We start from the raw sequence: 17,294 nt of genomic DNA on the forward strand, positions 1-17,294 counted from the left end.
CCTGGTCGGCTCCCGGATGTTTTTTCAGAATCTAGGACCCGCCCCGCGGCGAACGGGTTAGGGAAGGGCCCCAACGGAGATGCCCCATGCCCGCCTACACCATCGTCACCACCAGTGCGGCCCAAGGCAGCGACGCGGCCGAGATGAACACGCTGACCGACGACTTCGGAACCGAGGCCGAGGCCGTCGGCTATTCCCGCCGCATGGCCGACGAGATGCTGGGTCTCGCCAGCCAACTCTCCCTCGATTTCGACTACAGCAATGTCGCCCTCTATGACGGCGACCTGCTCGACGAAGACCTCGACCCCGACCACCCCGCCCTGATCGGCGTCTGGGTGCTGGACGAGGACGGCTGCGCCTACGTCCCCGCCGACGAATTCCGCGACCCGGTCACCGAACCCGCCTGATCGCGGTCGTTCAGTTTGCGGCCTTGAACGCCGCCTCGAAGCTCGCCAGCCCCGGGGCGCTGAAGGTCACCAGCCGCGTCCCCGGGGTCCGCCGCGCCCAGCCCAGGTCGTAGATCCGGGTCAGCATCGCCGCCCCCAGGGCGCCCGCCAGGTGGCTGCGGCGCTCGCTCCAGTCCAGGCAGGCCTTGCAGATCGGGCGGCGGCCGCGCGGCAGGGCGTCGGTCTGGACCCCGAAGGCGCGCAGGAAGCCGGTGTCGGCCCCCAGGATCAGCGATCCGTCGCGATCCTCGATGACGCCGCGGGCCAGCAGACTGTCCAGCATCGCGACCGCCAGCTCGCCGGCCAGGTGGTCGTAACAGACGCGGGCCCTGCGCAGGGCCGGCTCCTTGGGGCCGGGGCGAGTGCGCAGGTGGCCGGTGCGGGCGGCCAGGCCCGCCAGGCTCTCCAGCAGCTCGGCCACCTCCCGGCTGGCCAGGGCGTAGTAGACACTGCGCGACTGTTTGACCCTCACCAACAGGCCATCGTCGGTCAGCCGGGCCAGGTGCGAACTCGCCGTCGAGGCCGTGATTCCGGCCTCCCGGGCCAGTTCCCCGGCCGTCAGGGCCTGACCGCCGACCAGCGCGGTCAACATGTTGGCCCGCGCCGGATCCCCCAGCAGGGCGCCGATCCGGGCGATGTCGGGACCGAGTTTCATAGGCCCAGCCTAGCCCCGAACCCCCGCCACCACAATTCGACCTGCATCGAAGCATGCCGGCCGCCCGCGGGCCTATCAGGGGGGCCTTATCTTCCCTCCACGGAGACCGACACGTGACGATCACCTGCCACATCCGCTACGTCATCGACCCCTTCCAGCGCGACGCCTTCGAGGCCTATGCCCGGAACTGGCTGACCATCATCCCGGCCTGCGGCGGCGACCTGCTGGGCTACTGGCTGCCGCACGAGGGGACCAACGACGTGGCCCACGCCCTGATTTCCTTCGACAATCTCGCCGCCTACGAGGCCTACCGCGCCCGCCTGCGCGCCGACCCGGCCGGGGCCGCCAACTTCGCCCTGGCCCAGGCGGGGCGCTTCATCCTGCGCGAGGAGCGCACCTTCCTCGCCCCGGTGACCCCATGATCGCCGTCATCTTCGAGGTCCAGCCCCACCCCGAAACCCGGGCGACCTATCTCGGCCTGGCCGCCGACCTGCGCCCCCTGCTGGACGGGATCGACGGCTTCCTCTCCATCGAACGCTTTGAAAGCCTTACGGAACCCGGGAAAATCCTCTCCCTCTCCTTCTGGCGCGACGAGGCGGCGGTGGCCCGGTGGCGCGCCCTGGAAGCCCACCGCGCGGCGCAAGGCCTGGGCAGGACCGAGGTCTTCGCCGGCTACCGCCTGCGGGTGGCGAGCGTGCTCCGCGACTACGGTCTCACCGACCGCAACCAGGCGCCGGCGGATTCGCGCGACCGGCACGGCTAGGCCTCAAGCCGCCGCGCGGTCTTCCTTCAGCAGGACCAGGACCCCGGCCAGGGCCAGCAGGGCGAAGCCGCCGCCGGTCAGGAAGGTGGCCGGCGCGCCCCGGGCCGACCAGATCGCCCCGGCCAGCACGCTGGCCGCCAGCAGGGTCACCCCGGTGGCGAGGTTGAACAGGCCAAAGGCGGTGCCCCTCAGCCGGGCGGGCGCGGCATCCGCCACCAGGGCCGCCAGCAGGCCCTGGGTCAGGCCCATGTGCAGCCCCCAGAGCGCCACTCCGGCCACCACGCCGGCGATGCTCCCGACCCAGGCCAGGACCAGGTCGGCGCCGATCAGGACCGCGGTGCCGACCACCAGCAGGCCCTTGCGCCCGAGCCGGTCCGACAGGCTGCCGGCCGGCGCCGAGACCAGGGCGTAGACGACGTTCATGGCGATCAGCACGAAGGGGATCAGGCTCAGGGGAATGCCGGCGTCGGCGCCCCGCAGGACCAGGAAGGCCTCGCTGAACCGCGCCATGGTGAACAGCACCCCCACCGCCACCGCCAGCCAGAAGGGGGCGCCGATGGCCCGGACCTCCGCCCAGCGGATCGGCGCCTTGGCGGCGTGCGGGACCTGGCTGGCCGGCGGCTCCTCCACCCCCAGCACCAGCAGCAGGACGGCGATGGCCGCGGGGATGACCGCGTAGCCGAACACCGCGCGCATGTCGTCGTTCAGCAGGGCCATCAGCCCCACGGCGATCAGCGGGCCGACAAAGGCGCCCACCGTGTCCAGGGACTGCCGCAGGCCGAAGGCCGCGCCGCGCAGCTCCTTCGGCGTCACGTCCGCCACCAGGGCGTCCCGGGGCGCGCCCCGGATGCCCTTGCCGATGCGATCGGCGAACCGGGCGCCCAGCACCTCGAAGGGCGTCACCGCGAAGGGGAAGACCGGTTTGGTGATCGCCCCCAGGCCATAGCCCAGCACCGCCAGCATCTTGCGCCGCCCCAACCGGTCGCTCAGCCAGCCGGAGAACACCTTGGTGATGGAGGCCGTCGCCTCGGCGATCCCCTCGATCAGCCCCACCAGGGCCGGCGAGGCGCCGAGGCCCACCACCAGGAAGACCGGCAGCAGGCTGTGGATCATCTCCGAGGAGATATCCATGAACATGGACACGAACCCCAGGGCCCAGACCGTGCGCGGCACGCGTTTCAGGCTCATCTGCGCCAGCCTCTCCGAGGTGCGCGCGGCCGGGCCGCGCCTTGGCCGGCAGAGAGAGCCGAAGGACCGAGTCTTTCAAGGGCCGAGCGCGGCGGGGGCCGTTTTGGGTTTGCCTGAAGGTTTACGCGGCCCCATCGTTGTCTCGGTAGCCCGCGCACCAGAACGCGGGCCCGAAGGTGAGGATCGACCATGTACCTGCCCGACCACGCGCGCCTGACGCCCGACAAGCCCGCCATGATCTCGGCCGACACCGGCCAGGTGGTGACCTATCGCCAGCTCGACGAACGCTCCAACCGCGTGGCGCAGTTCCTGTACGCCCGGGGCCTGCGGCGGGGCGACCACATCGCGGTCCTGATGGAGAACAACCTGGCCTTCATGGACCCGGTCTGGGCGGGCTTCCGGTCGGGGCTCTATGTCACCACCATCAACCGCTACCTGCCGCCGGACGAGGCCGCCTACATCGTCGGCGACTGTGGGGCCAAGGCGCTGATCACCTCCTACGACAAGCGCGAGACCGCCGCCGCCCTCGCCGACCTGATCCCCGACTGCCCGATCCGGCTGATGGTGGGCGGGACCATCCCCGGCTGGGACTCCTACGAAGACGCCCTGGCCGGCGCCTCGCCCGAACCGCTCGCCCAGGAGTGGATGGGCGACTCCATGCTCTATTCGTCGGGCACCACCGGCCGGCCCAAGGGCATCCTGCGGCCCCTGCCGGAGATGAGCCCCGCCGAGGGCTTCGCCACCCGCCAGGCCGTCAACCGCTACGGCCTCACCGCCGACAGCGTCTATCTCTCGCCCGCCCCGCTCTACCACGCCGCCCCCCTGGCCTATGTGCTGAGCGTGCAGTCCTTCGGCGGCACGGTGGTGATGATGGAGCGCTTCGACGCCGAACAGGCCCTGGCCCTCATCGAGAAATACGGCGTCACCCACAGCCAGTGGGTGCCCACCATGTTCGTCCGCATGATGAAGCTGCCGGAGGAAGCGCGCGCCAAGCACGACCTCTCCAGCCACCAGGTCGCCATCCACGCCGCCGCTCCCTGCCCGGTGGAGGTCAAGCGCCAGATGATCGAATGGTGGGGCCCGATCCTCTATGAATACTACGCCGGCACCGAGGGCTCGGGCTCGACCTTCATCACCTCGGAGGACTGGCTGGAGCATCCCGGCTCGGTGGGCCGCGCGGCCCTGGGCGTGCTGCACATCTGCGACGAGAACGGCGATGAACTGCCGGTGGGCGAGACCGGACTGGTCTATTTCGAGCGCGAGGCCCCGACCTTCGAGTACCACAACGACCCGGCCAAGACCGCCGACGCCCGCCACCCGCAGCACCCCAACTGGAACGCGCTCGGCGACGTCGGCTATCTCGATGAGGACGGCTATCTCTACCTCACCGACCGCAAGGCCTTCATGATCATCTCCGGCGGGGTGAACATCTATCCCCAGGCCATCGAGGACCTGCTGGTGACCCACCCCAAGGTGGCCGACGTGGCGGTGTTCGGCGTGCCCCATCCGGAAATGGGCGAGGCGGTCAAGGCGGTGATCGAACCCGCCCCCGGCCACGCCCCCTCCGACCACCTGGCCGAGGAGCTGCTGGCCTATGCGAAGGCGAGGCTGGCCCACTACATGGCGCCGCGCTCCATCGACTTCATCGCCGAGATGCCCCGCCTGCCCACCGGCAAGCTCTACAAGCGCGTCCTGCGCGACGCCTACTGGACCGACCGCAAGATCTGAAGGTTCAGCCCTCCGCCGCCTCCAGGCAGCGCCCGATCTCCGCCAGCAGGTCGGCGGCCACGATGGGCTTGCGGACCAGGCCGTCGAACTCGTGGGCCCAGGGCGCGCCCTCCAGGTCGGCGTCGGCGCTGAAGGCCAGGACGGGAACCCCCTGGTTGGGACCGGGCTGGGCCCGCAGCCGCCGCAGGGTGGCAGGACCGTCCAGCCGGGGCATGCGGATGTCCATCAGGATCAGGTCCACCGCCCCGGCCTGGGCCAGTTCGAGGGCCTGCTCCCCGTCGCGGGCCTCCGAGACCTGGACGCCGAAGGACTCCAGCAGCAGGCGCGCCAGCTCGCGATTGACGTCGTTGTCGTCCACCACCAGCACCTTCAGATCCTCGGCCGGCGGAGCCTCGGACGCCGTCCCGGCGGGCCCCGCCAGGTCGGTGGCCGGGGCCCAGAGGTGGACGTGGAAGACCGAGCCCTGGCCCGGCGTGCTCTCGACGCTGACCCCGCCCCCCATGGCCTCGGCCAGGCCCTTGCAGATGGCCAGGCCCAGGCCGGTGCCGCCGTGTTTGCGGGTGGGGGCCGCGTCCACCTGGGAGAAGCGCTGGAACAGCCGCGCCGTCTGGCTGGCGTCCATCCCCTCGCCTGTGTCGGCGACGAACAGGTGCAGCCGCTCGAGGTCGGGGGCGTAGGCCACCTTCAGGCGCACCGAGCCGGCCTCGGTGAACTTCACCGCATTGCCGATCAGGTTGAACAGGATCTGCCGCAGCCGGTCGGGGTCCACCATCAGGTGGTCGGGCAGGGCCCCGTCGGTCTCGAAGACCAGCTCCAGCCCCTTGGCCTCCGCCTGCGGGGAGAACAGGGCCAGCGCCTCCTCGGTGGTCTTGGCGATCGCCACCGGCTGGGGCGTGATCTCCACCTGGTCGGCCTCCAGCCGGGAGAAGTCGAGCACGTCGTTGACGATGGACAGGAGGGCCTGGCTGCCGGCCCGGATCCGCTCCAGGTGCTGGCGGCCCAGGGCGTCCAGGCCCGGGCGCTGGGCCAGCAGGGACGAGAAACCCAGGATGGCGGTGAGCGGGGTGCGGATCTCGTGGCTCATATTGGCCAGGAAGGCGGACTTCACCGCCGCCGCCGCCTCGGCGGCGTCGCGGGCGGCGCCCAGGTCGTCCTCCAGGGCCTTGCGGTCGGAGATGTCGCGGACCACGTCCTGGAAGCCCAGCAGGACGCCGGTCTGCGGATCGTGGATCGCCTTGGAGATCGCCTCCAGCCAGAGCAGGCTCCCGTCCTTGCGGTAGCCGCGATGCTGGTAGCGGATGGGCTCGGTCCCGGGCGGGGCGGCGGCGTAGACCTTGAACTCCGCCACCACGCGGGCCAGGTCGTCGGGGTGCAGGAAGCTGATGGTGCGCTGGCCCACCAGCTCCTCGGGCTCGTAGCCCATCCGCCGCACCGAGGGCGAGACGTAGCTCAGCACCCCCTTCGGGTCGTAGCAGAGGATCATGTCGGTGGCGTTCTCGGCCAGCAAGCGGTAGCGCTCCTCGCTGCGGGCCAACGCCTCTTCGGCCTCCCGGCGGGCGGTGACGTCGCGGGTGCAGTCCTGCAGCTCGATCAGTTCGCCGGTATTCGGATCGCGCACGGCGATCGGGCAGGATTCGATCCAGATCTGCCGGCCGTCCTTGCGGATCGCCCGGTACTCGACCCGGGGCGGCGCCGCGCCGGGGCCGGCGGCGAGATAGGCGATGATGGACTTGCGCACCGCCCTCTGGTCGTCGGGGTGGACCACCACCACCGACTCCTTGCCCAACAGTTCCTCAGGGCGGTAGCCGAACAGGGCCTCGGCCGAGGGCGAGACAAAGGTCAGGACCCCCTCGGCGTCGCAGCAGGACACCACGTCGGTGATCTGCTCGGTGATCAGACGGTACCGCACCTCACTGAGGGCCAGGACGTCCTGGGTCGTCGCCAAACTCTCGCCTCCCTGGCCCGCCCGAGGCAGGCGAGTCGCGTCCGCTGCAGCTTGGCCTTTAACGGGCGCGCCGCCACCACGCTAACCGAGTCCGCGGGCCGCTTTGCAGTCGAGGGTCGTGTTCGAGCCGCCGGTCAAGCCGCGGAACCTGCCGCCACCAGCCGCGCGACCGCCTCGGCGGCGGCTTCCTGGGCGGCGTCGGACAGGTCGCCCATGGCGACGGAACCCAGGCGGGCGCGGGTCTCCTTCTTGGCCGAGCGCCGGTAGGCCGGGTCGTAGTGCAGTTCGATCAGGGCCTGGGCCAGCTCGGCATAGGCCCGGTCGGCCACCAGCCGCCGCCAGTTCTCCAGCCGCTTCTGGCCGGGATAGGTGGGCAGGCGGGCGAAGGCCGCCTCCAGGTCGCTGGCCACCACCTCGCCATAGGTGGCCGCCAGATAGGCCGCCCGCTCGGCGGGCTCGGCGGTCAGCTCGATGCGCGGCGCGACCTCCATGGCCCGCCACAGGGTCGGCGGCACCATGCGGTCGCCGATCTTGCTGGACTCCGCCTCGGTCACCACCGGCCGCGCCGGCTCCAGGGCCAGCAGGGCGGCGAGCAGCCGGCTCTCGAACATCTTCTGGCTGGGCTGGGCCTGGCCGTGGAAGCCGCCGAACAGCGAGCCCCGGTGCTCGGCCAGGCCCTCCAGGTCCAGGACCTGCAGGCCGCGGCGCGCCAGCCGGCCCAGCATCTCCGTCTTGCCCGACCCCGTGCCGCCGTCCAGCAGCACCAGCCGCCAGGCCGGATCGGCGTCGTAGAGCCGCTCGCTCACCCAGCGCCGATAGGTGCGGTAGCCGCCGGTGAGCACCGTGGTCCGCCAGCCGATCTGCGACAGGATGGTGGCCATGCCGTTGGAGCGGCTGCCGCCGCGCCAGCAATAGATCAGCGGCCGGAACTCCGGCGGCTTGTCGGCGAGCGCGCCGCGCAGGTGGCGGGCGATATTGGCCGCCACATAGGCCGCCCCGATGCGGTTGGCCTTGAAACGGCTCTCCTGGACATAGATCGCGCCCACCTCCGCCCGCTCGGCGTCGTCCAGCACCGGCAGGTTGATGGCGCCCGGCACATGGTCCAGGGCGAACTCGCCGGGACTGCGGACGTCGATGATCGCGTCATAGGCCGCCAGGGCGGCGGGATCGACGGCCTCGGTCACCAGGATGCGGGCCATGCCCTTGCTGCTCCATCGCCCCTATGCTGGGGCCGGCAGGCCTATATACCGTTTGCCCGCCGCCGCTAGAGCACGTCAGGCGGAAGTGGATACCGGTTCCGCCGTCCGACGTGCTCTAATATTTTGAATCTAGACCCTTCTTGCCGTTTCAGATGAGCCCATCTGAAACGGTCAGGGTCTAAGCCAAGGACCTCCCCATGACCGCCCCCGTCCGCCTGACCTCCCTGGCCCATGGTGGCGGTTGCGGCTGCAAGCTGGCGCCCTCGGTGCTGCGGGAGATCCTGGCCAAGATGCCGGCGGCCGGCGTCTTCCCCAACCTGATGGTGGGGACCGAGACCTCCGACGACGCCGCGGTCTGGCGGCTGAACGACAGCCAGGCCCTGGTGGCCACCACCGACTTCTTCATGCCGGTCGTCGACGACCCCTTCGATTTCGGCCGCATCGCCGCCACCAATGCGCTGTCGGACGTCTACGCCATGGGGGCGACCCCGATCTTCGCGCTCGCCATCGTCGGCATGCCGGTGGCCCAGCTGCCGGTGGACACCATCGGCGCCATCCTGGCCGGCGGCGCCTCGGTCTGCGCCGCGGCCGGCGTGCCCATCGCCGGCGGCCACTCCATCGACAGCGTCGAGCCGATCTACGGCCTGGTGGCGCTGGGCCTGGTTCATCCCGACAAGGTGCTCACCAACCGCACCGCGCGGGCCGGCGACGTCCTGATCCTCACCAAGCCCCTGGGGGTGGGCGTGCTCAGCGCGGCCTTCAAGCAGGAGCGGATGCCGGCCGGCGGCTATGAGGCCCTGATCGCCTCGACCACCCAGCTCAACGCCGTGGGCGCCGAACTCTCCGGGGCGGCGGGGGTCAGCGCAGTCACCGACGTCACCGGCTTCGGCCTCCTGGGCCATGCCCTGGAGATGTGCCGGGGCGCGGGCCTGATGGCCATGATCGAGGCCGACGCCCCGCCCCTGCTGGAGGGCGTCGAGGCCCTGGCCCGCGACGGGGTGCGCACCGGCGCCTCGGTGCGCAATTGGGCCAGCTACGGCCAGGCGGTGCAGGCGCCGGACGACCTGCCCGAATGGCGGCGCGACATCCTCTGCGACCCCCAGACCAGCGGCGGCCTGCTGATCGCCGTCGCCCCCGGCCGGGCGGCCGACATCCTGGCCCTGGTGCGCAGCCGCGGCTTCGCCTCGGCGACCATCGTCGGGCGCCTGGAAGCCGGCGATCCGCGGGTCGTCGTCGCCTAAACCGCCGAACCCTGCTGCTTGCGGCGCTCGGTCGAGGCCCGCAGCTCGGCCCAGATGGCGTCATTCATGGCCTCGTCGCGGCCCTCGACGGCGATCTGCAGGGTGATCAGGGCCGCCCGCAGCCGCGCGTTCTCCGCCGCCAGGGCCGAAAGGCGGAAATCGTCCTCCGGCCGCTCCTCCGGCGGCGGGACATAGGCCGCGCCCCGGGCCAGCAGGCCCCGGATCGCCCGGTTCTCCATCACCAGGTTGTGGGCCGCCCCGTCCCAGGCCTCCGCCGCAAGGCCCATCAGCATGGCCGAGAGCCCGAGCGTCGCGGCCCGGTCGGTGGGGTTGGCGTCGGGCATGGCGTTGGCCATCACCTTGCCGGCGAGGTCGACGAGGACGGCGGGAACCGAAGGGATCATAGCCGCCCCATGACTTGCAGCGCCGCCCGGTCCTGGGCGTTGGTCATGGCCCAGGCGGGATAGACCATGATGGGTTCGCGGTTGCCGCCGTCCAGCCAGGCCCGGGCGCTGGAGACCCAGATCGCCTGGCCCTTCACGCAGTTGAACAGGGTCCACCAGTGCAGGGCGGCGCGATCGGCTTTCAGGCCGCTGGCCCGCTCCCAGATGGCGACCGCCTCCTCCTGCGGCAGCAGGCCGCCGGCCAGGCCCCGGCCGAAGGACCAGATGGGGTTGAGGCTCCAGCCCAGGTCCTCCAGGGGATCGCCCAGATGGGCCATCTCCCAGTCGAGGATGCCGTGGATCTCGCCTTTGGTGTCATAGAGGAAGTTGCCGGTGCGGTAGTCGCCGTGCACCACGCCGACCTTCTGGGCCGGCGGCGGCGGATTGGCCCGCAGCCAGCGGATGGCGGCCCGGATGATCGGCAGGGGCTCGGCCTCGTCGGCGTCCAGCACCTCTTCCCAATAGGTCAGCTCGCGGTTCCAGCAGTCCTCGGCCGCGACGGCGGGCATCACCTGGGCCAGGCCGTTGGCCACGGGGTCGGCCCTGGCGATCTCGCCGAGGATGGTCCACTTGCGCTCCCCCAGCCGGGCGTGGGTGTCCAGATAGGGCTCGGCCCACAGCAGGCCGGGGCCGGCCTGGAATCCGGCGATCTCCGCGGCGATGAAGAAGGGGTGGTCCAGGGGCCCGTCGCCCTCCTCCAGCCACAGCATCTCCGGCGCCGGAACGCTGGTGCCGTGGAAGGCGCGATAGGCCTCGAACTCGATGCGGCGCTCGGTGTCGATCAGGCTGGCGGGCGGGTCGCGACGCAGGATCAGCTTGCGCTCGCGGGCCTGGCCGTCCTCGGTCCAGGAGGCGGTGAAGCGATAGGTCTCCCGCGAGGCGCCGCCGGAGATGCGGGCCAGGTCGCGGACGGCGACATCGGTCGCCTGCGGCATCTGGGCGGCGATATAGGCCGCGATGCGGGGTTCGAGGGGGCCGGCCACTCAGGCCATCTCGAAGCGGATGGGGAGCTTCTTGGGCCCGTTGACGAACACCGCCTGGGACATGGCCGGGACGCCGGCCAGCTCCAGGGACTTCAGGCGCGGGATCAGCTCCTCCCAGAGGATGCGCATCTCCATCTTGGCCAGGTGCTGGCCCAGGCACAGGTGGGCGCCGTAGCCGAAGGCCAGGTGCTTGTTGGGGCTGCGGTCGACGCGGAAGGCGTCGGGGTCGTCGAACACCGCCTCGTCCCGGTTGCCCGAGGCGTAGCAGAGCATCAGCCAGTCGCCCTTGGAGAGCTTGCGGCCGCCGATCTCGGTGTCCTCCATGGCCGTGCGCATGAAGGTCTTCACCGGGGTGATCCAGCGGATGGACTCATCCACCAGGCCCGGGATCAGGGAGGGATCAGCCTTCAGCTTGGCCAGCTCCCCGGGGTTCTGGGCCAGGCCCCAGATGGCGCCGGCGGTGGAGGACGAGGTGGTGTCGTGGCCGGCGGTGGCGACGATGATGTAGTAGCTCATCGCCTCGAAGTGGCTGATGGGCTCGCCGTCGATCTTGGAGTTGGCGATCAGGCTGCCCAGGTCGTCGGTGGGATTGGCCCGCTTGGCCTCCGAGAACTGGGTGAAGTAGCTGATGAAATCGGTGAGCACGCTCATGTCGATCTTGGCCGGATCGTCGGGCTCGTCGGCGGTCTTGCGGCCCAGCTCCGGATCGGCCGCGCCGAACAGTTCCTGGGTGAGCATCAGCATGCGGGCTTCGTCTTCCTCCGGCACGCCCATGATCTCCATGATCACGTGCAGGGGGTAGTGCAGGGCCACGGCGCTGACGAAGTCGCATTCCCCGCCCTGGGCGGCCATCTTGTCCACCGCGGCCCGGGCGATCTTGCGGATGCGGTCCTCCAGGCTGCGCAGGTTCTGCGGCAGGAACCAGGCCTGGGTCAGGACGCGGTATTTCATGTGATCGGGCTGATCCATGTGGATCAGGGTGCGCAGCAGGTGGGGGCTGCCGCCGGTCATCTGGCGGACCCGGGCGTCGACCGCCTGGCTGACCAGGGTGGGGGACTTCTCGCCGTTGGAGAACAGGGCGTTCTGGCGGCTGATCTCCAGGATGTCGGCGTGCTTGGTGGTGACCCAGAAGGGCTCGACGCCGTCGATCTGCGCCTTGCCGAAGGGATTGTTGGCGCGCAGCCAGGCGTAGGTCTCGTGAATCCGGCCGTCGGCATAGGCCGTCGGATCCACCAGGTTGGCGGCCTGGGACTGCGGAATCAGGACGTCGGCTGCGCTCATCTGGCTTCGCCGGTTGTCGACCCTACGTAAGCTTACGTGAGGTCAGCAATCGACGCCCTCCCTTGTCTTGTTATCTTTGTTCACTTGATACTGCCCTGACACGCGCGGCGGCAATACGACAACGATAACACGCGCCCCGGAGGAACGCCCCGATGCTCACCAAGGCCGACGATTTCCCGATCCACCAGACCCCGGATCCCATCGCCTATTCGGGCACCGACCGGAACTTCTACGACCGCTACTTCTTCAACGGCTACCAGCCGGACGGGACCGAGTTCTTCGCCATCGCCTTCGGGGTCTATCCCAACCTCAACGTCGCCGACGCCCACTTCGCCGTGGTCCGCGACGGGGTGGAGCACTGCCTGCACGTCTCCCGCGTGCTCAACAGCGAGCGGATGGAACTCTCCTGCGGGCCCATCACCATCGAGGTGCTGGAGCCGCTGCAAAAACTCAAGGTCACCGTGACCGCGTCGGAGGGGATTTCCGCCGAGCTCACCTTCGAGGGCCGCACCTTCCCCATCGAGGAGCCGCGCTTCACCCGCCGCAATGGGCCGCGCGCCTTCATGGACTACACCCGCCTGACCCAGAATGTGCGCTGCTCGGGCTGGATCGAGGTGGATGGCAAGCGCGTCACCCTGGCGGCCGGCAGCGTCGGCACCCGCGACCGCTCCTGGGGCATCCGGCCGATCGGCGCGCCCGATCCGCAGCCGGCCGTGCCCCAGACCATCACCGGCTTCTTCTGGCAGTGGACCCCGCTCAACTTCGCCGACCGCAGCGTCTTCTTCCACGTCAACGCCGACCCGGACGGCACGCCCTGGAACACCCGGGCGGTGATCCTGCCCGACGGCGCCGGCGAGGGCGGCGGCTATCACAGCGAGCACGCGAAGATCGACGACGTGGCCATGATCCCCGGCACCCGCCACGCCCAGGGCGGGACCTTGAACATCCCGCTGGCGCAAGGCTCGGCCTCGGTGAAGTTCGAGCCCTTCCTGACCTTCCTGATGCGGGGCATCGGCTACGGCCATCCGGAGTGGCGCCACGGCGGCTACAAGGGCGACCTGGTGGTGGCCCGCGAGGACATCGACCTGGCCAAGACCAACATGGCCAGCCCCGAGAACTGGCACATCCAGGCGCTGAGCCGCGTCACCTTCTCCACGCCTGGCGAGGAGCCCATCAAGGGCATGGGCGTCTTCGAGCAACTGATCGCCGGCCCCTACCGGCCCTACGGCCTCAGCTAGCTCTTACAGACCGCCCGGAACCCCGCGGCCGCGTAGGCGATCATCCGCGGGGTCACCGCGGCGATGTCCGCCGAGCGGCAGAGGCCCCCCGAGAGGGTGTCGATGCGGCCGGTCTCGGCGAGCGTCAGGGTCAGGCTGCCCGAGAGCATGTGGTAGGACCAGAACAGGTCCTCCTCCCGCGCATAGGGCAGGGCCCGGCGTACCACCCGGATCAGGCGGTGGATCACCGGATCGAAGTAACGGGTCATGGTCTCGCCGCCCCAGACCGGGGTGTTGTTCACCACCCCGATGAGGGCGAAATAGGCGCGCCATTCGGGGCCGGCGTTGGCGCAGCGTTCCAGCACCGGATTGAGGAAGGCGGCCACCGCGCCCTCGACGGTGATGTTGTCGCCGGCCTCGGCCTCGTAGCGGTCCATGGCCTCCATGCGGTCCTTGTTCAGCACCTCGGCGCGGCGCAGGAAGACGGCGTCGAACAGGCCCTTCTTGGAATCGAAGTAGTAGTGGAGCAGGGCGGTGTCGACCTTGGCCTTCTTGGCCACCGCCCGCAGGGTGACGCCGTCGAAGCCGTGGCGGGAGAACTCGGCCTCGGCGACGTCGAGGATCCGTTCGCTGGTCTCGAAGCTCTTCTGGGCGCGGGTCTTGCCGGCGGCCTTGGTCTTTAGCGCGGTCGGCATGGAATCCCTTCCCCCGAGGTTGGAACCCTGAGTATGGCGCGGCGCGCCCGGTCCTCAAAGATGAACGGGAAACCTGCCGGTTCCCGCTCGCATGTCAACGTTCATTCACTGTTGAATGATTGACTTGCGGCGGCGGGCGGCGTGTCCTCGGGCGCCTGAGGAGGAGCGCCGCATGATCGAGGCCGCCGAGAGAACCTGGACCAGCGCCGATGGTCTGACCCTGTTCGCCCGGGACTTCGCGCCGGCCTCCGGGCCGGCCCGCGCCCCGGTGATCTGCCTGCATGGCCTGACCCGCAACAGCCGCGACTTCGAGGTCCTGGCGCCCCACATCGCCGCCCAGGGGCGGCGGGTCCTGGCCCTGGACGTGCGCGGTCGCGGGCGTTCGGCCTGGGATCCGAACCCCTTGAACTACAACCCCGCCGTCTATGCCGGCGACGTGGCGGCCCTGCTGGAGCAGAGCGGGATCGCCCGCGCCCACTTCATCGGCACCTCCATGGGCGGTCTGATCACCCTGACGCTCAGCGCCCTGCGCCCGGACCTGATCGCAGGCGTGGTGCTGAACGACGTGGGACCCGAGGTCGGCGCGGCCGGCCTGGCCCGGATCTCCGGCTATGTCGGCGGGACCCCACAGGTGGCGACCTGGGCCGAGGCGGCCGCCTACGCCAAGACCGTCAACGGCCAGGCCCTGCCCCATCTCACCGATTCCGACTGGGACCGTTTCGCCCGGCGGGTGTTCCGTGAGACCCAAGCGGGCCTGGCCCTCGACTACGACCCGGCCATCTCCCAGGTGTTCAAGGTCGCCCCCACCGCCGCCCCGGCGGCCCCGGCCGCCGCCGCGCCCGACCTCTGGCCCTTCTTCTCGGCCATGGCCGCCGGACGCCCCCTGCTGCTGGTCCGCGGCGCCCTGTCCGACATCCTGGACGCCGCCATCGCCGACCGCATGGGGCTGACGGCGCCCCACATGGCCCGCGTCGACATCCCCGGCGTCGGCCACGCCCCGACCCTGGAGGAGCCCCAGGCGCTGGCCGCCATCGACGCCTTCCTGGCCTCGGCCCCCTGACGTTAAGGGAAGCCCCTGTGGCCGCCTTGCATCGGTCGCCCAGAGTCGTGTTTGGAAATTCACTCTACGATGAATGAATAATTGACGCTCCCCTAGGTCAAGGTCACGGTCGCGCTCAATGAGGCGCCTGCGATCGGGCGCCGTGGGAGGGACATCATGAATTCCAACTGGAAGCTCGCGCTCGCCGCGGGCGCGGCCTGGGGCGTTCTCGCCGGCCAAGCCTTTGCGCAATCGGCTCAACCGACCGTCGAGGAGCTGGTGGTCACCGCCCGCCGCGTCGAGGAAAACCTGCAGACCACCCCGGTCGCCATCTCGGCCTTCTCCAGCGAGACCCTGTCCCGCCAGGGCGCCACGGCCATCACCGACCTGCAGGGCGCCGTGCCGAACCTGAACCTGGTCCAGGGCCGCGCCTCCTCCAACGCCACCAACATCTACATCCGCGGCGTCGGCCAGCCCGACGCCCTGCAGACCTTCGACCCCGCGGTCGGCGTCTATGTGGACGACGTCTATTACAGCCGCATCCGCGGCACCCAGTTCGACCTGCTGGACCTGGCCCGCGTCGAGGTCCTGCGCGGCCCGCAGGGCACGCTGTACGGCAAGAACACCATCGGCGGCGCCCTGAAGCTGGTCTCCCGCCAGCCCGACCAGACCGTCCGCTCGCAGAGCTCGGTCAGCGTCGGCAACTACGACCTGTTCGAGGCCAAGATCGCCCTGTCGGGCCCGGTCAGCGACACCCTGGCCCTCGGCTTCGCGGCGATGGGTTCGGCCCGCGGCGGCTATGTCACCGATCCGGTGAACGGCCAGGAATACAACGACAAGAACACCTTCGCCGCCCGCGCCGCCCTGGCCTGGACCCCGAACGACCAGTTCCACGTCAACGCCTCGATCGACTACACCAAGGACAAGTCCGGCCTCACCGTCGGCCAGGCCCAGAACACCCTGTCCTCGGCTTTCGGCGCCGTGCTCTACCCGGTGCCCCTGGCCATCCCGGAATACAACTTCAAGACCACCACCACGCCCGGCCTGCCCAACGAGACCCGGTTCGAGCACTGGGGCGCGGCGGTCACCGTCGGCTACGACCTCACCGACAGCCTGTCGCTGAAGTCGATCACCGCCTACCGCAACCTCGACAACGACGACTACATCGACTTCGACGCCACCGCCCTGCAGGTGACCGACGCCCTGGTGGCGGTCGACCAGGACCAGGTGAGCGAGGAGCTGCAGCTGGCCTACAACCAGGGCCCCTGGCAGGTCGTGGGCGGCGTCTACTACCTGCGTGAGAACGTGAAGTCGCACCAGGCGGCCTTCGCCAACGCCTATCTGACCCCCTTCACCTTCCTGCGGACGGTGGACGACGACCTCACCACCACCAGCTGGGCGGCCTACGCCAACGCCAGCTACGCGCTCACCGAGAAGCTGCGGCTCTCGGCCGGCGTCCGCTACACCGACGAAGAGAAGGACTACGCCCGCACCACCTCGACCTTCTCGAACCTCGGCGCCCTCAACGGCACCTTCGCCTTCAAGGCCAAAAAGTCCTGGGACGATGTCTCGCCGATGGTCAGCCTCGACTATCAGGCCACCAACGACCTGTTCTTCTACGGACGCGTCTCCAAGGGCTTCAAGTCGGGCGGCTTCAACGGCCGCGCCAACAGCCCCGGCGAAGAGCAGCCCTATGCGCCGGAAACCGCGGTCTCCTACGAGGCCGGCGTGAAGGCCGAGCTGTTCGACAAGCGCGCCCGGGCCAACTTCACGGTCTTCTACAACGACTATCAGGACTTCCAGGCCCGCGTCGGCCGCTCGGTGGTCTCCCCCAGCCAGCCGATCCCGGCCATCGACTTCGCGGTGCTGAACGCCGGCCAGCTGAAGATCTACGGGGCCGAACTGGAACTGGCGGCCAACCCGATCGCCGGTCTCAGCCTGAACGCCGAGGTGGGCTATCTGCACGCCGAGTACGGCGAGTTCGCCGAGCAGCGCGCCGCCACCCCGCCGGCCACCGGCTTCGTGACCCTCGACCGCTCCTGGCAGACCCCGGCCTTCTCGCCGGAATGGACCGCCCGCCTGGCCGGCCGTTACGAGTGGGATCTCGGCGACACCGGCTTCGTCAGCGTCGGCGCCCAGGCGCGCTACCGCTCGGAGATGGCGCTCGCCATCGACAACGCCAACCTGACCACCCGGGCCCGTTTCCCCGGCATGTTCCAGCCGAGCTACTGGCTCTATGACGCGCAGATCGTCTGGGAGAACTCGGAGCGGAACCTGTCGGCCGGGATCTACGGCAAGAACCTCGCCGACGAGGTCTACAAGACCGACGCCCAGGAGTTCTCCTCGGTGGGCGGCATCCGCACGGCCTATTTCGGCGCCCCGCGCACCTGGATGGCCACGGTGACCCTGAAGTACTAGGGGCCTCTCGCTCCGAAACGGAAAAGGCCCGGGTGATCCCGGGCCTTTTTCAT

At 70.1% G+C, this 17,294-nt stretch carries 16 protein-coding genes; 8 read left to right on the forward strand and 8 right to left on the reverse strand.

From position 1 onward, the window contains the following. The first annotated feature begins 86 nt into the window (after positions 1-86). On the forward strand, positions 87-407 hold the full coding sequence (locus ACO06I_RS13365; RefSeq protein ID WP_421933054.1) for a hypothetical protein: 321 nt from the start codon (positions 87-89) through the stop codon (positions 405-407). A gap of 10 nt (positions 408-417) precedes the next feature. On the opposite strand, the gene ACO06I_RS13370 is transcribed toward ACO06I_RS13365, so the two are convergent. Continuing rightward, positions 418-1,101, reverse strand: coding sequence for an ArsR/SmtB family transcription factor (locus tag ACO06I_RS13370; protein WP_421933055.1), 684 nt, complete (start codon positions 1,099-1,101; stop codon positions 418-420). Between the two features lie 113 nt (positions 1,102-1,214). Here ACO06I_RS13370 and ACO06I_RS13375 point away from each other — a divergent pair, with 113 nt between their 5' ends. Together ACO06I_RS13375 and ACO06I_RS13380 are read left to right on the forward strand one after the other, a co-directional pair. Continuing rightward, complete coding sequence (locus ACO06I_RS13375) at positions 1,215-1,523, forward strand: NIPSNAP family protein (RefSeq protein WP_421933056.1); 309 nt, start codon at positions 1,215-1,217, stop codon at positions 1,521-1,523. Next, entirely contained in the window at positions 1,520-1,864 is a 345-nt protein-coding gene (locus ACO06I_RS13380; RefSeq protein ID WP_421933057.1) for an antibiotic biosynthesis monooxygenase family protein, read from the forward strand. The genes ACO06I_RS13375 and ACO06I_RS13380 overlap by 4 nt, the downstream gene beginning before the upstream one ends. Before the next feature lie 3 nt (positions 1,865-1,867). Here ACO06I_RS13380 and ACO06I_RS13385 read toward each other — a convergent pair whose 3' ends face one another. Then, the gene (locus tag ACO06I_RS13385) at positions 1,868-3,052 is read right to left on the reverse strand and encodes an MFS transporter (RefSeq protein WP_421933058.1); all 1,185 of its coding nucleotides are present in this window, start codon (positions 3,050-3,052) and stop codon (positions 1,868-1,870) included. A gap of 189 nt (positions 3,053-3,241) precedes the next feature. Here ACO06I_RS13385 and ACO06I_RS13390 point away from each other — a divergent pair, with 189 nt between their 5' ends. Then, a complete protein-coding gene (locus tag ACO06I_RS13390) occupies positions 3,242-4,780 on the forward strand; it encodes an acyl-CoA synthetase (RefSeq protein ID WP_421933059.1) in 1,539 nt (512 codons plus the stop codon). A 4-nt stretch (positions 4,781-4,784) separates the two neighbouring features. Here ACO06I_RS13390 and ACO06I_RS13395 read toward each other — a convergent pair whose 3' ends face one another. Both ACO06I_RS13395 and mnmH read right to left on the reverse strand, forming a co-directional pair. Next, on the reverse strand, positions 4,785-6,725 hold the full coding sequence (locus tag ACO06I_RS13395) for a PAS domain S-box protein (RefSeq protein WP_421933060.1): 1,941 nt from the start codon (positions 6,723-6,725) through the stop codon (positions 4,785-4,787). A 134-nt stretch (positions 6,726-6,859) separates the two neighbouring features. Beyond that, complete coding sequence (gene mnmH / locus ACO06I_RS13400) at positions 6,860-7,924, reverse strand: tRNA 2-selenouridine(34) synthase MnmH (RefSeq protein WP_421933061.1); 1,065 nt, start codon at positions 7,922-7,924, stop codon at positions 6,860-6,862. A gap of 197 nt (positions 7,925-8,121) precedes the next feature. Between mnmH and selD the strand changes: the two genes are divergently transcribed. Continuing rightward, the gene (gene selD, locus ACO06I_RS13405) at positions 8,122-9,165 is read left to right on the forward strand and encodes a selenide, water dikinase SelD (RefSeq protein WP_421933062.1); all 1,044 of its coding nucleotides are present in this window, start codon (positions 8,122-8,124) and stop codon (positions 9,163-9,165) included. Here the strand turns inward: selD and ACO06I_RS13410 are convergent. From ACO06I_RS13410 to ACO06I_RS13420, 3 genes are read right to left on the reverse strand one after another with little or no spacing between them, the layout of a single operon-like run. Next, complete coding sequence (locus tag ACO06I_RS13410) at positions 9,162-9,569, reverse strand: hypothetical protein (protein ID WP_421933063.1); 408 nt, start codon at positions 9,567-9,569, stop codon at positions 9,162-9,164. The genes selD and ACO06I_RS13410 overlap by 4 nt on opposite strands. After that, a complete protein-coding gene (locus ACO06I_RS13415) occupies positions 9,566-10,591 on the reverse strand; it encodes a phosphotransferase family protein (protein ID WP_421933064.1) in 1,026 nt (341 codons plus the stop codon). Before ACO06I_RS13415 ends, ACO06I_RS13410 begins: the two co-directional genes overlap by 4 nt. Beyond that, positions 10,592-11,872 (reverse strand): cytochrome P450, encoded by a 1,281-nt coding sequence (locus ACO06I_RS13420; RefSeq protein ID WP_421933065.1) that lies wholly within the window; start codon positions 11,870-11,872, stop codon positions 10,592-10,594. It abuts the gene before it with no gap. 152 nt (positions 11,873-12,024) lie between these two features. Here ACO06I_RS13420 and ACO06I_RS13425 point away from each other — a divergent pair, with 152 nt between their 5' ends. Continuing rightward, on the forward strand, positions 12,025-13,110 hold the full coding sequence (locus tag ACO06I_RS13425; protein ID WP_421933066.1) for a hypothetical protein: 1,086 nt from the start codon (positions 12,025-12,027) through the stop codon (positions 13,108-13,110). Here the strand turns inward: ACO06I_RS13425 and ACO06I_RS13430 are convergent. Next, a complete protein-coding gene (locus ACO06I_RS13430; RefSeq protein WP_421933067.1) occupies positions 13,107-13,784 on the reverse strand; it encodes a TetR/AcrR family transcriptional regulator in 678 nt (225 codons plus the stop codon). The two genes, ACO06I_RS13425 and ACO06I_RS13430, sit on opposite strands and share 4 nt — an antisense overlap. Positions 13,785-13,956: 172 nt before the next feature. On the opposite strand from ACO06I_RS13430, the gene ACO06I_RS13435 reads away from it, so the two are divergent. Both ACO06I_RS13435 and ACO06I_RS13440 read left to right on the forward strand, forming a co-directional pair. Further along, positions 13,957-14,844: an alpha/beta fold hydrolase gene (locus ACO06I_RS13435; protein ID WP_421933068.1), complete on the forward strand. Its 888-nt coding sequence runs from the start codon at positions 13,957-13,959 to the stop codon at positions 14,842-14,844. A 156-nt stretch (positions 14,845-15,000) separates the two neighbouring features. Further along, positions 15,001-17,241: a TonB-dependent receptor gene (locus ACO06I_RS13440; protein ID WP_421933069.1), complete on the forward strand. Its 2,241-nt coding sequence runs from the start codon at positions 15,001-15,003 to the stop codon at positions 17,239-17,241. The last annotated feature ends 53 nt before the right edge of the window (positions 17,242-17,294 follow it).

The sequence above is a fragment of the Phenylobacterium sp. genome, from assembly GCF_965229015.1.
Classification (GTDB): Bacteria; Pseudomonadota; Alphaproteobacteria; order Caulobacterales; family Caulobacteraceae; genus Phenylobacterium.